Origin of the sequence: Cupriavidus pauculus (genome assembly GCF_003854935.1) — a bacterium.
Taxonomy (GTDB): domain Bacteria; phylum Pseudomonadota; class Gammaproteobacteria; order Burkholderiales; family Burkholderiaceae; genus Cupriavidus; species Cupriavidus pauculus_C.
Genome location: NZ_CP033970.1, coordinates 1,452,229 through 1,466,380, shown reverse-complemented (window position 1 = coordinate 1,466,380; position 14,152 = coordinate 1,452,229). Strand labels below are relative to the sequence as shown.

Genomic DNA, 14,152 nt, shown 5'->3' with positions numbered 1-14,152 from the left:
GTCCGAATCGCAACCGCCGGCCCTCACCCCCAGCCCCTCTCCCGCGACGCGGGAGAGGGGAGCCAAACCATCGCGATCGTTCCAGGCCCGGTGGCGAGTTCCATGCCCCCGGCTGATCCCCCATGCCCGTGGCTTTCTCCCCTCTCCCGCCTGCGGGAGAGGGGTCGGGGGTGAGGGCAAGGCGTCTCAAGACCCGACCTGTCCGAATCGCAACCGCCGGCCCTCTCCCCCGCCCCATCCCGGTGCACCCGGGTGGCCAGACCTATACCTTCGTTTGATTGCGTACCTCCTACGCGGCGATTGTGGGCATCCGTGCCCGGCTCCTAGGATTCGTTCAACGCACCGACTGCTTCCCTGGGAGCCACCGACATGAACCGCCATCAACGCTGGATACCGGCCCTTGCCGTCGTCCTTGCCTTCGCCACGGTAGGCGTGGCCGGCGCGACGGTGTATCGCATGTGGGCGCAGGCCATCGCCCCCGTCCACGCCACGGCGCCGGCCGGGCGCACCCATTCTCCTGCATGAGGCCCGCCATGAACGACCAGGAAAGCCTGCTGCTGATGTACGGCTGGATCGTCCTCGCCGTGCTGAACCTGATTCTGATCGCCACCGCCTTCATCCAGTACGCCGGATGAACGCCCGCCCACCGATTTCCGTATCCGGGAGCATCGCCATGAAAGAGGTATCGACCAACGTTCTGGAGGCGCCCGCCCGCGCCGACGCCTCGCGCCCCGCGCAGCGGCTGCAGTGCCGCGTGGCCGCCGCGCAGGCGCCCGCGTTCGTGCGCCGCGAGACGCGCTGGCGCGAGGCCCCGGATGCCGAGGCCGCCGGCCAGCGGCCGGACACCATCGTCGTATCGCGCTGGACGTGCGAGGGCGAGCCGCCCGACATGGTGTCGCACCCGGGCGATGACACCCGTCACTGCATCTCGATCAACCTGCGCTCCAGCTCGGTACGATTCCTGTGCGGCGGCATGCCGGTGTTCGACGGCCGGCTCGGTGCCGGAGCGGTGCACGTGGCGGCGCCCGGCACGCCCACGGCCGCGGTCTACGCGTCGGCCGCCGACGTGCTGCACCTGTTCGTGCCGCAGCCGGTGCTGGCGGCCTGCTACGCCGACCAGTTCGGCCACCCGTACGAAGGCGACCTGCGGCTCGACGACCCGTTCTTCCACGCCGATCCGGCGCTCGAACGGCTGGGCCAGGCGCTGGCCGTGGCGCATTCGCAGGACCCCGGCCTGGGCCGGATCTTTGCCGACAGCGTCGCGCTGGCCATCGTGGCGCGCGTGGTTGCCAACCACTTCCAGCGGATCGAATCGAACACGCGGGCCGTCACCATGCTGCCGCAATGGCGCCTGCGCCGGGCCATCGCGTTCATCGACGACAACCTGGCCGCGCCGATCGGGCTGGCCGACATCGCGCGCAGCACGGGCCTGACGCGCATGTACTTTGCGGCGCAGTTCCGCCGCACGACGGGCATGCGCCCGCACGAATACCTGGTCCGGCGCCGCATCGAGCACGCGCAGGACCTGCTGCGCAGCGGCGACGGCAGCGTGCTGGAAGTGGCCATGCGCTGCGGCTTTCGCTCGCAGGCCCACTTCACCACCGTCTTCAAGCGCTTTGTCGGCGACACGCCGCACTGCTGGCGCGTCAAGGTCACCTCGATTCCCGGGAGCTCCCATGGCTGAACTGCTGCAATCCGCGCGGGCCGAAGACGTCCGCGACAGCGCCTGCGACACCTGGCTGCGCACCATCGCGCTGCTCGGCCCGCAGCACCCCACCCCCAGCGGGCATGCGCAGCCTTACGCGCCGCGCGCGCACGCCCCGATCGTGACGATCATCGAGCGCCTCAGCACGGCCATGGCCGTGGTGAGCTGGCGCGATGCCACGCACTGCCGCTACGGCGCCCAGGTGTGGACCATCGGCACCGCGCGCGACCCCGGCCAGTGCGCGCTGAGCGGCGCCCCGATCGATCGCAACGACCTTGTGTTCCGGCCGCAGCGCAGCCGGCCGCCCGCGCTCAATGCCGACGCGATGATCCTGGCCTCGGCCATGGACGACGCCTCGGCGCCCGAGCTGCCGGCCGCCGAGCCGGCCCCGCGCCACGCGTTCCACTACCGCTCGAACGCGCGCTGAGGCGGCCCGTGCGCGGGGGATCAGCCCGCGCTGACCTCGATGCGGCGCGGACGGGCCTCCTCGCGGCGCGGCACGAACACCTTCAGCACGCCGTCGTGCAGGTTGGCCGAGATCCGCGACGTGTCGAAGTCCGGGCTCACCGCGAACGCGCGGGAAAAGCGCGGCTGCTGCAGCTCCAGGTACTGGACGCGCAGGTTCGGCGGCACCGGCACCGATGCCTCGCCCTCGATCGACAGCGTGCCGTCATGCACCTTGACTTCCAGGTTCTCCAGCGCCACGCCGGGCAGGTCGGCCCAGACGGTCACGCCCAGCGCGTCCTCGTAGATGTCGACGGGCGGCGTCACCGTGGCGCGCCGCGCGGCGGCCTCCTGCGACGGCGCCGGCTGTTGCGGATTGGCCTGGGTCAGCTGGTTCGCGTTGCTCATGATGTTCTCCTGACGTTGACTGCGCCACATGGTTACTGGACCTGGATCGCGCGCGGCTTCGACGCCTCGCGCTTGGCCACCGACACGACCAGGCAGCCGTTGGTGTATCGCGCCGTGACCTTCTCGGGGTCGGCGTTCTGCGGCAGCTCGATCACCCGCCGGAAGCTGCCGGCAAAACGCTCCTGCGCGTAGGTGCGCGTGCCCTCGGCGGCGGCGTCCTGCACCGGCTTGCGCTCGCCGCTGACCGTCAGCAGGCCCTTGTCGATGGACACGTTGAAGTCGGATGCCTGCATGCCCGGCGCAAAGGCGACGATTTCCACCGAGTCGTCGGTGGCGCCGATGTTGAGCTGCGGAAAGGCCCCCTGGCGCGAGGCCCGGAGGCTGGAGGGGAAGCCGCCCATCAGGCCGGCCATCTGCCGCTGGACGCGGTCGATCTCCGAAAAAAGGGCGTTCCCGAAGAGGAAGTCGTTCATGTCTGTTCTCCCAGTCAGCATTGGAGGGCATGTGAAAATCCGTTCACATGCCAGCCTCCGGCCTTGCCGGATCGACCCCAAACTATTGGCGCCGCGCCGGTTTTCAAGAGGGAGAAAGACGGGGTGCGCGCGGCCCTTGAAGACCCGCGCGGGCGCCCCGACATCGGACGGGCAGGCGCCCGTCCCGGTGCCGCGCTACCGGACCGATTCCGCCAGGAACCAGGCGCGGCGCTGCGCCTCGTCGATCCAGTTTTCCAGCAGGCTGGCGGTGGCCACATCGGCGTGGTCGTCGCAGATCGCGTGGGCGTCCAGCATGGCTTCCACGAGTTGCAGGTTGTCGGCGTGCAGCTCGCGCAGCATGGCCTTGGGCGACACGTCCTCGGCGTCGTTGTCGCGCACGCGCTGCAGGCGGGCGATGGCGCCAATCGAGCGCAGCGTGGTGCCACCCAGCTTGCGCACGCGCTCGGCCACGTCGTCGGTGATGGCGAAGATCTGCGACGCCTGCTCGTCAAGCATCAGGTGGTAGTCGCGGAAGTGCGGGCCGGACATATGCCAGTGGAAGTTCTTGGTCTTCAGGTACAGCGCAAAGACGTCGGCCAGCAGGCGGTTCAGGTGGTCGGCAATCTCGGTGACGGCCAGGCCGGCGTCGTCGATGGGGGATGGGGTCATCACGGCTCCTTGGGAACGATAGGGCGACACGCCGACTATGCCCCGGGCCGCGCGCGGCGGTTTCCGCGGCGGGCCGACCGGTTTCAGATACGCCCGCGCCGGCCCGGCGGCCCCATGATCCATACGTTCTCCTATACCTTCATATGATTCCTCGACCAGTCATGCAGGGCTAGTATCATCGTCGATCCATGCCGCCGGCCGGGCGCATGGCAACCAGAACAACAAAGAGAGGCGGAAGGGCATGTACAACCCAGCATCGAACCGGCTGTTGATGGGCGCCGCGGGCGTCCTGGCCTTGTGCGTGTTCGTGATCGACGCCTTCACGCCGCTGGACTTCGCCATTGCCGTGGTCTACGTGCTGGTGATCCTGCTGGTGGCGCTGACCGGCTCGATCGGCGCCACCCGCGTGACGGCCGCCTCCGCCATGGTGTTGACCGTGGTGGCCTACGTGGCATCGCCCAACCCGGCCGAGCCCGATCACGGGCAGGTGGCCCGCTTCATCTTCGCGCTGCTGGCCATCGGCACCACCACGCTGCTGGCGCTGCGCAACCTGGCCGACATGGAGCGCCGCCGCCGCACCGAGGCCGCGCTGGCCCGCAGCGAAGCCTTTCTGGCCGAGGCGCAGCGCCTGAGCCGCACCGGCAGTATCGCGCTGCGCCTGCCGGGCAACGCCATGACGTGGTCCGACGAGGCGTTCCGCATCCTGGGCTATCCGCGCGGCGAGCCGCCCCACTTCGGCATGATGCTGACGCGCGTGCACCCCGACGACCTGGCCGAGGTGCAGCGCATGCACGCCGCCATGCTGGGCGGCACCGACAGCGTCGACCTGCGCTACCGGCTGCAGATGCCGGACGGCGCCATCCGCCACGTGCACGTGGTGGCGCGCCGCAGCGCATCGGCCGGCGACCAGCACGAGTACGTGGGCGCGCTGATGGACACCACCGAGGCCACCGAGATGCAGCAGACGCTGCACCGCACGCTGACCGAACTGGCGCACGTGTCGCGCGTGACCACGCTGGGCCAGCTCGCGGCGTCCATCGCGCACGAGGTGACGCAGCCGATGGCGGCCATCGTCACCTGCGGCAGCTCGGCGCTGCGCTGGCTGCGGCGCGAGACGCCCGACATCGGCGAGGCCACGGAATCCATCGAGCAGGTGATCCGCGACGCCAGCCGCGCGAACGACATCATCCGCCAGATCCGTGCCATGGCGCAGAAATCGGAACCCAAGTACGTGGAGATTGCGGTCGACAAGCTCGTGACCGATTCGCTGGAACTGGTGCGCCGCGAGCTGCAGGACCACCAGGTGTCGGCCGTGCTGGACCTGGACGCCGGCACCACGCAGATTCACGGCGACTGGACGCAGTTGCAGCAGGTGCTGGTCAACCTGATGGTCAACGCCGCGCAGGCCATGGCGCAGATGTCCGGCCGGCGCCGGCTGACGCTGGCCAGCCGCGTCCTGCCCGACCAATCGGTGGTCGTGGTGGTCAGCGATACCGGCCCGGGCATCGCGCCGAAGGACATGGACCGCCTGTTCAACGCGTTCTACACCACCAAGCCGGACGGCATGGGCATGGGGCTGTCGATCTGCCGGAATATCGTGGAATCGCATGGTGGCAGCATTGCCGCGGAGTCGCCGCCGGAAGGCGGGGCCCGGATGATCGTCCGCCTGCCGCAGCATGCGGCGCAGGCCGAACAGGCCGGCGCGCAAGCCGCCTGAACCGCGCGCTCACACGCCGCCCCACAACGCCGTGACCAGCGCCATGCCGACGCTGGTGGCGCATACGCCAAGCCACGCCAGCGTGGCCTGGATGCCGTCGAACGATGCCGCGATCATGCCGGCGCGCCGCCCGGAGGCGCGGATACGCCGGTCAGGTCGCGGCCGGTCAGAATCAGCCGGCCCTGCGTGGCGGGCGTTACCTCGAAGCGCGCGCCCTGCGTGAACGGGTCGCGCGGCTGGTCGATGTTGTACGACGGATGCGACGGCTTGGCCGGATGCCGGCCGCCGTCGTTCGCGCTGGCCGCGCTCGCGGTGCCGGCGCCGAACGCGCCGGCGACGCCCAGCGCGGCTGCCACGATGACGGGAACCATGTGTCTGCGGATCATGATCTGCTCCTGTTGGACTTGCCTGGAGGGCCGGACCATCGTGGCCGGCCGCCGGGGCCGCATTGCCGGCCCGTGCTTTGCATCGTAGGCCCCGCGCCCGCGCAGCGCATTCGTGCCTCGGGGGCCTGCCGCTAGTCGATTCGTAGCGGCGTCTCATCCTTTGGTTTGTCCCGCGCGCCGGCGGACGCAAATCCCGCGATTCCGGCCACCATGCGTGACGTGGGCCCGTTTTGGTGCATGCGTGCCTGCGGCATCCGCGCAACGGTTGCGGCCATCGCTACGGCCCTGTACAAAAAATTTCGCGCGTCACCGCTGCCCCGCCCCGGCCGATTTCGACCGCCGGCTGTCATGTACCTGACACGGACGGCGCTGCAGCCCGCATGGCACAAGGCAGTGACGATCCTCGTCACCGCAGGGCGCAAATTTTGTCACCCCGGGCGCCACATAATGACAATTGACATCTATTTGACCCCCTCCCGATAATCGCCGCGGCTTTCAGGGAATGCGCCTTTTTTCCGGCACCGCCAGCGTGCGGGCAGCCGGCCGGGAGGCAAAGACATCGCAAGAGCGGAGCCCCGAGGTTCCCATAAAAAGAAGGGTCAATAACGATGAAACAAGTCGCGCACTATCGCGGCCCGGCGTTGCTGCTGGCCGCAGTCCTGGCGGTTGCCGCGTGTGGCGGCGGCGGTGGCGACAGCGCCAGCGCGCCGCCGCCCCCGACCGTCACGCCGTCGCTCTACGAACCGCTCTACGGCGCCGACACGCCGGTCATGGAGCAGATCCAGTACCGCGAGGCCGACGGCACGCTGGTCACGCTGATGGGCTCGCGCCCGACCGAGCGCCACGCGCGCGAGCGCGGCGAGGCGTGGGACGCCCCCGACGCCGGCCCGGGCCGCTACCTGACCTTCCCGACGTTCTACTTCCAGAACCGCACGTTCGGGCTGGAGATCCGCGACCACGTGCCGGCCGGCAAGCAGCTGATCGAGGTCTACCTGCGCGTGAACCAGGGCATCTTCGACGGCACCACGTTCAGCCTGTTCCGCAACGTGCTGGACCCCACGGTGCGCGACTACGGCTGGTCCCTGAACTACGGGTTCAACAACCCCAAGGAAGGCGGCCTGCCGATCTGCCGCGAGAACCAGCCGCGCGAAGACTGCATGATGACGTTCGACTCGAACTGGCGCACCGACCCGCACAGCCCGCTCAAGATCGGCGACAAGGTGGAACTGGCGCCCGCGCCGCGCCTCAAGCGCGACCCGGTGGTGGACGGCGGCGGCAGCCGCTACTACTCGTTCGAGCAGCTCTACGTCGTGGGCGTGGGCATGCGGCCCTGGTACGGCATCGCGCCGAACCTGGACTCGGAGCCGCTGCCCGACGACGCACTGCTGGGCGGCCAGGCCAGCCTCTCGTACAACTACTCGGAAGAGCCGATGCGCGTCTTCCAGCAGATGGCCAACAACATCGGCATCGCCAACACCCAGCGCTTCGTGGAGGGCCGGCGGCTGTTCCACACGTCGTTCGCCGACGGCACGCACTCCGAGCACGACCGCGACAACCCCGTGTTCACCGCCCACATCGGCCAGCTCGGCGCGCGCTACAACCAGCCGCGCTGCATCGAGTGCCACACCAACAACGGCCGCAGCAAGCCGCTGGCGCTGGGCGCGAAGCTGGACACGATGTCGTTCCTGACGGCCAACGCCGACGGCACCGGCGCCGACCCCACCTACGGCCACAACATCCAGCAGCACGCGCAGGACGCCAAGGCGCCGGCCTTCGACGTCAGCGTGGCGTCGTTCGACACCACGGTGCGCACGCTGCCCGATGGCGAGAAGGTCGAGCTGGTCAAGCCCGTGTTCGCGTTCAAGGGCCCCGCGCCGGCGCGCTACTCGGCGCGGCAGGCGGCGCAGGTGATCGGCATGGGCCTGCTGGAGGCGGTGCCCGAGACCACCATCCTGGCGCAGGCCGATCCGAACGACGCGAACGGCGACGGCATCAAGGGCGTGGCCAACCTCGTGGTCGATCCGCAGACCGGCAAGACGCACGTGGGCCGCTTTGGCTGGAAGGCGTCGAAGGGCAGCATCCGCCAGCAGGTGGCCGATGCGCTGATCAAGGACCTGGGCGTGACGTCGCCGATGTTCCCGGACGCGGGCTGCCAGCGCGGTGCCGCCAACTGCCACAGCGTGACCACGCCGACGTCGGTCAGCGAGTTCGAGCTGGAGCGGATGACGCACTACCTGTCGCTGATCGCGGTGCCGGCCCAGCGCAAGCTGCGCAGCGGCTTTCCGGACGGCGTGCGCGTATCGCCCGAGCATGACGTGAACCCGGCCCAGATTGCGCGCGGCAGCGACCTGTTTGCCCAGGTGCGTTGCGTGGCCTGCCACACGCCGACCATGAAGACCGGCAACACGCACCCGTTTGCCGAGCTGCGCGAGCAGACCATCCATCCGTACAGCGACCTGCTGCTGCACGACATGGGTCCGGGCCTGGCCGACACGCTGGCCGAAGGCCGCGCCTACCCCAGCCAGTGGCGCACGGCCCCGCTGTGGGGGCTGGGCTCGCTGCGCTTCGTCCAGGGTGCCGACGCCAACGTCCGCCTGCTGCACGACGGCCGCGCGCGCACCATCACCGAAGCCGTGCTCTGGCACGGCGGCGAGGCCACCGACAGCCGCACCCGCTACGAGGCCCTGCCCAAGGCCGACCGCGACGCCATCAGCGCGTTCCTGCAGTCGCTCTGATCGCCACCGCGCTGTGCGCGCCCCTCTCCCGCGTGCGGGCGAGGGGCGCCACGCAACCCGTCAATCAACCGCATCCACCATGCACCTCCACCCCTTCCGCAGCCGCTTCCTCGCGCCGCTGCTCCTTGCCTTTGCGCTGGCCGCCTGCGGTGGCGGCGGCGATGGCGGCACGTCGGCCGGCAACTCTGGCGGCGGCAACAGCAACAATGGCGGCACGCTGGTGCCCACCACGCCGCCGGCCAGCCCCGCCCCGCCGCCCTCGGCCACGCCCGGCGTGACCAAGAGCGCCAAGCGCGGCATTGCCTATGACCTTGGCAGCCAGGCCGACTTTGCCGCGCTGGCCCCGGGCGTATCGTGGTGGTACAACTGGTCGCCCCGGCCGAACCCGGCCGCGCCCACGGACACGCGCGCAGCCTACGGCATGGACTTCATCCCGATGCTGTGGAACGACTACGCATTCGACGCCACCGCGGTGCAGGCGTGGCTGCTGGCGCATCCCGAGGTCAAGTACCTGCTGCTGGTGAACGAGCCGAACCTGACCGACCAGGCCAACCTGACGCCAGCCGTGGCCGCCGCCGCGTGGCCGCAGTTCGAGGCCATCGCCGCGCGCACCGGCGTCAAGCTCGTGGGCCCGGCCATCACCTGGGGCACGATGCCCGGCTACAGCGATCCCGTGGTCTGGCTCGATGCGTTCTACACGGCCTACCGCGCCGCCAACGGCAACCGCGACCCACGCATCGACTACCTGGCCTTCCACTGGTACGACTACGGGCTGGGCGGCCAGCTCGACCGGCTGGCGAAGTACGGCAAGCCGTTCTGGGTGACCGAGTTTGCCAACTGGCACGCCAATGCCGACGGCGCGCAGATCGACACGCTGGACAAGCAGAAGGCGCAGATGCGCGAGATGGTGGCCACCTGCGAGCAGCGGCCCGACGTGTTCCGCTATGCGTGGTTCACGGGCCGCTGGCGCCCCGACCCGCATTTCACGAGCCTGCTGGGCGCCGACGGCGAACTCACCGAGCTGGGGCGTTACTACCTGAGCCTGCCGTTTTGAGGGGTGGCGGCGTCGCCGGCGCGGCCCCCGGCGTGCCGCGTGCCGCCTGGATGGCTTCCTGCTCCAGCCGGGCCTGGTCGATATCGGCACCCACGTCGCCGACATTGCCCGCCTCGCTCACGCCCAGCGCGACGACCACCGTGCCCTTGGCCACCGGCACGGGCACCGGCGGCGACATACCGCTGCACTGGCCCGGCGCGCATGTCGTGGCTTCGCCGTCCAGCCGCACGCGCGCGACGGTCGTTGCCGCCGAGCCAAGTTCGGCAAACCGCGCCGCGCCCTGGTTGTCGACGACCAGTTGCCGCGCCACCAGCGCGAACGCCAGCGTTACCTGCGCCGCTTGCCCGCCGCCGCCGGCCGCCGTCTTGGCCGTGGCGTTGGCCGCGCGCACGTGCAGCGGGCGGAAGCGGAAGTAGTCGGTGAACTTGCCGTCCTGCAGTTTCTGTTCGATCGCCAGCACGGCCAGCAGGCCCGGCTGCGCTGGTGCGTCGCCCTCGGCGTAGCGTGCCAGCACCACGCATCGCACGCCCCGGAAGCCTGCAGCGGAGAAGCCCACGTCCACCCCGCTGGCGTCGATCGCGTCGCGCTTGCGCTGTTCGGGCCGGCTGTCGTCGGGATTGGTATAGAGATCGGTGACCAGCCGCGTGCCGCTCACCAGGAATGCCGGGGACGATGCATTGGCCGCCGCCGCCGCGCGCGCCGCAGCCGTGCGGGGCGCGGGCTCCGAGCATTGCGCAGAGGCCAGCACGTCGCGCGCGCCGCGCTGCTCCGGCTGCGCCAGGATCGCGGCAAGCTCCTTGTCCGCCCCCCACGCCCGGTTGGCGGCAATCCAGCCCTGCATGGCGCGCTTGGGCTTGCCGCTGCGCGCGTCGGCCTGAAAGGCGGGCACGGTCGGCGCTTTGGGTGCCGACGTGCTGCAGCCGGCCACGAGCGTGCAGCCGGCGAGGAGCCCGAAGAGCCCCGTGATGATCCTCATGCTGCCCTCCGTTCGAAGAAGCTTGAGGATAGAAGGCGCCGGCGTGCCGCGCCTACCCTCCAGATGATTGAACAGCCAAATGGAGGGTGGTCACGCGGGTTGAATCGTGCCAGCGCCGCACGTCATGCCACATCACACCAAGTCACCGCACGTCACCCCGCGTCAGGTCAGCGCAATGCCGCCGTCGACGCGCAGGTTCACGCCGGTGATGAAGCTGCCCTCGCTGCCGGCCAGCAGCAGCGCCGCCGCCGCGATCTCCTCGGCGCGGCCCAGGCGGCCGAGCGGAATGGCGCCCGCCACGGCGGCCTCGAAGGCGGGGCGGTCGGCCGCCGCCACGCCCAGCTTGCCAAGGATCGGCGTATCGACCGGGCCGGGGCTGATGACGTTGACGCGGATGCCGCGCGCCTTGAACTCCAGCGCCCAGCTCTGCGCAAACGCCTCGATCGCGGCCTTGCTGCCGGCGTAGACCGCGTGGCCGTCCAGCACCTTGGCGGTGGCGATCGAGCTGACCAGCAGGATCGCCCCGCCATCGCGCAGCACCGGCGCAATCTTCTGCACGCCGAAGAACGCCGCCCGCGTGTTGGTGGCGAAATGCGCGTCGTACTCGTCCACGCTCACCTGGTTCGATGCCGTGATCTGGTTCATGCCGGCGTTGGCCACGTAGATGTCGGCGCCGCCGAACTTCTCCGCTACCAGCGCCGCCACGCGGTCGTGCGTGGCCAGGTCGGCGATGTCGCCGGTCAAGCCAACGGCCTGCGGGCCCAGCCCGTCCACCGCCGCTGCCACCGCGTCGGCGCGGCGCCCGACGATGACCACCTGTGCGCCCTCGTCGACAAAACGCCGCGCCATCGCCAGTCCGATGCCACTGTTGCCGCCCGTGACGACGGCGACCTTTCCTGCCAGCTTGCTCATGATGCTGCTCCGTGTTGGGTACGGCGCCGACTCTACGGCAGCGCGCCGGGCCCGGGCAGCCCTACAATGCACCGATCACTTGTGCCAATTTGTCATCCATGTCGATGGAACGCCTGCACGGCCTGTCTGCCTTTGTCCGCGCCGTGGAAGCCGGATCGTTCACCGCTGCCGCCCGGCTGCTCGGTACCACGCCTTCGGCCGTGTCGAAGAGCATCTCGCGGCTGGAGGCGCGGCTGGGCACCAGGCTGTTCCACCGCTCCACGCGCGCGTTCGTGCTGACCGACGAAGGCAACGCCTACTACGGCCGCGTGGCGCCGCTGGTGCGCGGGCTGGAAGAAGCCACCGAGGTGCTGGCCCGCCCGACGGCGGCCGTGGGCCGGCTGCGCGTGAGCATGCCGAGCGATCTGGGGCGGACGCTGCTGGGGCCCATCACGGCGACGCTGCTGCCGCGCCATCCGCGCCTGTCGCTCGATGTCAGCGTGACCGACCAGCACGTCGACCTGATCCGCGAAGGCTTCGACCTGGCCCTGCGTGCCGGGCACCCCGGCGACAGCGGCCTGTACGCGCGCCCGCTGGCAGACCTGCCGCTGATGCTGGTGGCGTCTCCGGCCTACCTGGCCAGCCACGGCGAGCCGCGCACGGTGGCCGACCTGTCCCGCCACCGCCACGTGCGCTACCGGCTGGCCGGCCAGCCGCTGCCGATCACGTTCGCCGACGGGCTGCGGCTACCCGTGGACGGCACGTTCGACACCGACAGCGGCGAGGCCATGCGCGTGGCCGCCGTCAACGGGCTTGGGATCGCGCAACTGCTGCGCACCATCGTGCAGGACGACCTCGCCGCCGGGCGCCTGCGCCAGGTACTGCCCGACGCCCCGCTGCGCGCGGTGCCGCTGCAAGTGCTGCACGGCTTCGGCCGCCGCCTGCCCACGCGCGCCAGGGTCTTCGTGGATTTCGTGGCGGCCGAACTGGGCGGCACAAGGTAATGCTGCGTTTTTGCTCCCCTCTCCCGCCCGCGGGAGAGGGGTTGGGGGAGAGGGCGTCGAGCTTCAAATTGCGACTTGCCCCGAATAGAACCCCCTGCCCTCACCCCCGCCCCAGCAAACAACGCCACCCTGCATTACCATGGCCCCTTTCGCCCAAACGACACCGCCACATGACTGCCCTGTCCGATTTCCCGATCACCGGCAAATGGCCGGCGCAACACCCAGACCGCCTGCAACTCTATTCGCTGAACACGCCCAACGGCATCAAGGTCTCGCTGATGCTGGAGGAAACGGGGCTGCCGTATGAGCCGCAGCTTGTGCGGTTCGACAAGAACGACCAGACCTCGCCGGAATTCCTGTCGCTGAACCCGAACAACAAGATCCCGGCGATCATCGATCCCAATGGCCCGAGCGGCCAGCCGCTGGCGCTGTGGGAATCGGGTGCGATCCTGGTGTACCTGGCCGAGAAGACCGGCAAGTTCATGGCCGCCGATCCGGCGCTGCGCTACGAGACGATCCAGTGGGTCATGTGGCAGATGGGCGGCATCGGGCCGATGTTTGGCCAGGTCGGCTTCTTCCACAAGTTCGCCGGCAAGGACTACGAGGACAAGCGTCCGCGTGACCGCTACGTGGCGGAGTCCAAGCGGCTGCTGAACGTGCTGAATGACCGGCTCAAGGGCCGCCAGTGGATCATGGGCGACGACTACACGATTGCCGATATCGCCACGTTCCCGTGGGTGCGCAACCTGCTGGGGTTCTACGAGGCAGGCGAACTCGTCGGCATCCAGGACTTCCCCGAGGTGTCGCGCGTGCTGGCGGCCTTCGAGGCGCGCCCGGCCGTGCAGCGCGCGGTCAACATCCCCAAGCGTCCGGAATGACGCCTAGGCGGCGTAGCCCAGCAACGTGCTGATGGCCGCCGCCTCTTCGCGCACGGCGCGGCCGATGGGTCCGTCCAGCGACGCATCGAAGCCGCCCGTGGCGCCCAGCGCGGTCAGCACCGCGCAGACGCGGCCCGTGTAGTCGCGCACCGGCGCCGCCACGGCGCTGATCCCCTTCAGGTTGGTATCGCGCACCGCCGCGCAGCCCTGTGCGCGCACGGGCTCGCGCAGCACGCCGAGCGGGTCGTCGGCGTCCAGGTCGGCGCGCTGCGCTGGCGGCAGCGCATCCAGTTCGGCCCGCGCCAGCGCCTGCACGTTCGAGTCGTCGAGCAGGCCCAGGAAGACGCGGCCCGTGGCCGACCACAGCAGCGGCATTACCGATCCCACCCGCACATTCACCGTCACCGGCAGGCCCGGTTCCTCGATCCGTACGATGGTCGGCCCCTTGTTGCCCATCACCGTGATGAAGCACGTCACTTCCAGCCGCTCGCGCAGGCGTACCAGCGGCGCCTCGGCCAGCCGGATCGGGTCGGCCTGGCGCATCGCGGCCAGCCCGATCTGCAGCGCCTCGATACCCAGGTGGTACTGCTGCGTATTGGCCTCCTGCGCCACAAAACCCTGCTCGACCAGGCTCACCAGGTAGCGGTGGACCTTGGCCGGGCTTTCTTCGATCTCGGCCGCGATGGCCGTCAGGCTGGCGCGGCCGCCCAGGCGGGCCAGCGCCTTGAGCACGGCCATGCCGGTTTCGGCGGCCTGCACGCGCTGGCGGCGCTCGCGGGGACGGGGGGTGGAGGCGGCGGACGTAGACATGG

15 protein-coding genes are annotated in these 14,152 nt (G+C 70.1%); 8 read left to right on the top strand and 7 right to left on the bottom strand.

What is annotated here, in order from left to right:
* The first annotated feature begins 369 nt into the window (after nucleotides 1-369).
* The 3 genes from EHF44_RS28485 (at nucleotide 370) to EHF44_RS24660 (ending at nucleotide 2,132) form a co-directional block, all read left to right on the top strand.
* Nucleotides 370-525: a hypothetical protein gene (locus EHF44_RS28485; protein WP_172966176.1), complete on the top strand. Its 156-nt coding sequence runs from the start codon at nucleotides 370-372 to the stop codon at nucleotides 523-525.
* 148 nt (nucleotides 526-673) lie between these two features.
* Nucleotides 674-1,684: a helix-turn-helix transcriptional regulator gene (locus EHF44_RS24665; protein ID WP_124686302.1), complete on the top strand. Its 1,011-nt coding sequence runs from the start codon at nucleotides 674-676 to the stop codon at nucleotides 1,682-1,684.
* Complete coding sequence (locus tag EHF44_RS24660; RefSeq protein ID WP_124686301.1) at nucleotides 1,677-2,132, top strand: DUF3331 domain-containing protein; 456 nt, start codon at nucleotides 1,677-1,679, stop codon at nucleotides 2,130-2,132. The genes EHF44_RS24665 and EHF44_RS24660 overlap by 8 nt, the downstream gene beginning before the upstream one ends.
* A 20-nt stretch (nucleotides 2,133-2,152) precedes the next feature.
* Here EHF44_RS24660 and EHF44_RS24655 read toward each other — a convergent pair whose 3' ends face one another.
* The 3 genes from EHF44_RS24655 to EHF44_RS24645 all read right to left on the bottom strand — a co-directional run bounded on the left by EHF44_RS24655 (nucleotide 2,153) and on the right by EHF44_RS24645 (nucleotide 3,699).
* Nucleotides 2,153-2,557, bottom strand: a complete 405-nt coding sequence (locus EHF44_RS24655) for an Hsp20/alpha crystallin family protein (RefSeq protein WP_124686300.1) — start codon at nucleotides 2,555-2,557, stop codon at nucleotides 2,153-2,155.
* Between the two features lie 32 nt (nucleotides 2,558-2,589).
* Nucleotides 2,590-3,030, bottom strand: coding sequence for an Hsp20/alpha crystallin family protein (locus tag EHF44_RS24650; protein WP_124686299.1), 441 nt, complete (start codon nucleotides 3,028-3,030; stop codon nucleotides 2,590-2,592).
* Between the two features lie 195 nt (nucleotides 3,031-3,225).
* Nucleotides 3,226-3,699: a Dps family protein gene (locus EHF44_RS24645; protein ID WP_124686298.1), complete on the bottom strand. Its 474-nt coding sequence runs from the start codon at nucleotides 3,697-3,699 to the stop codon at nucleotides 3,226-3,228.
* Nucleotides 3,700-3,940: 241 nt separating this feature from the next.
* On the opposite strand from EHF44_RS24645, the gene EHF44_RS24640 reads away from it, so the two are divergent.
* A complete protein-coding gene (locus EHF44_RS24640; protein WP_124686297.1) occupies nucleotides 3,941-5,416 on the top strand; it encodes a sensor histidine kinase in 1,476 nt (491 codons plus the stop codon).
* A 113-nt stretch (nucleotides 5,417-5,529) separates the two neighbouring features.
* Here the strand turns inward: EHF44_RS24640 and EHF44_RS24635 are convergent, their stop codons facing one another.
* A complete protein-coding gene (locus tag EHF44_RS24635) occupies nucleotides 5,530-5,802 on the bottom strand; it encodes a hypothetical protein (RefSeq protein ID WP_124686296.1) in 273 nt (90 codons plus the stop codon).
* A gap of 608 nt (nucleotides 5,803-6,410) precedes the next feature.
* Here EHF44_RS24635 and EHF44_RS24630 point away from each other — a divergent pair.
* Both EHF44_RS24630 and EHF44_RS24625 read left to right on the top strand, forming a co-directional pair.
* Nucleotides 6,411-8,537, top strand: coding sequence for a di-heme oxidoreductase family protein (locus EHF44_RS24630; RefSeq protein WP_124686295.1), 2,127 nt, complete (start codon nucleotides 6,411-6,413; stop codon nucleotides 8,535-8,537).
* Between the two features lie 79 nt (nucleotides 8,538-8,616).
* Nucleotides 8,617-9,591, top strand: a complete 975-nt coding sequence (locus EHF44_RS24625; protein ID WP_124686294.1) for a glycoside hydrolase family protein — start codon at nucleotides 8,617-8,619, stop codon at nucleotides 9,589-9,591.
* On the opposite strand, the gene EHF44_RS24620 is transcribed toward EHF44_RS24625, so the two are convergent.
* Nucleotides 9,551-10,567, bottom strand: coding sequence for a hypothetical protein (locus EHF44_RS24620; RefSeq protein WP_124686293.1), 1,017 nt, complete (start codon nucleotides 10,565-10,567; stop codon nucleotides 9,551-9,553). The two genes, EHF44_RS24625 and EHF44_RS24620, sit on opposite strands and share 41 nt — an antisense overlap.
* 162 nt (nucleotides 10,568-10,729) lie before the next feature.
* The gene (locus tag EHF44_RS24615) at nucleotides 10,730-11,479 is read right to left on the bottom strand and encodes an SDR family NAD(P)-dependent oxidoreductase (protein WP_124686292.1); all 750 of its coding nucleotides are present in this window, start codon (nucleotides 11,477-11,479) and stop codon (nucleotides 10,730-10,732) included.
* A 98-nt stretch (nucleotides 11,480-11,577) separates the two neighbouring features.
* Here EHF44_RS24615 and EHF44_RS24610 point away from each other — a divergent pair, with 98 nt between their 5' ends.
* Both EHF44_RS24610 and EHF44_RS24605 read left to right on the top strand, forming a co-directional pair.
* A complete protein-coding gene (locus tag EHF44_RS24610; RefSeq protein WP_124686291.1) occupies nucleotides 11,578-12,462 on the top strand; it encodes a LysR family transcriptional regulator in 885 nt (294 codons plus the stop codon).
* A 170-nt stretch (nucleotides 12,463-12,632) separates the two neighbouring features.
* Complete coding sequence (locus tag EHF44_RS24605; RefSeq protein ID WP_124686290.1) at nucleotides 12,633-13,340, top strand: glutathione S-transferase N-terminal domain-containing protein; 708 nt, start codon at nucleotides 12,633-12,635, stop codon at nucleotides 13,338-13,340.
* Between the two features lie 3 nt (nucleotides 13,341-13,343).
* Here the strand turns inward: EHF44_RS24605 and EHF44_RS24600 are convergent, their stop codons facing one another.
* Nucleotides 13,344-14,150, bottom strand: coding sequence for an IclR family transcriptional regulator (locus EHF44_RS24600; protein WP_124686289.1), 807 nt, complete (start codon nucleotides 14,148-14,150; stop codon nucleotides 13,344-13,346).
* Nucleotides 14,151-14,152 lie beyond the last annotated feature (2 nt).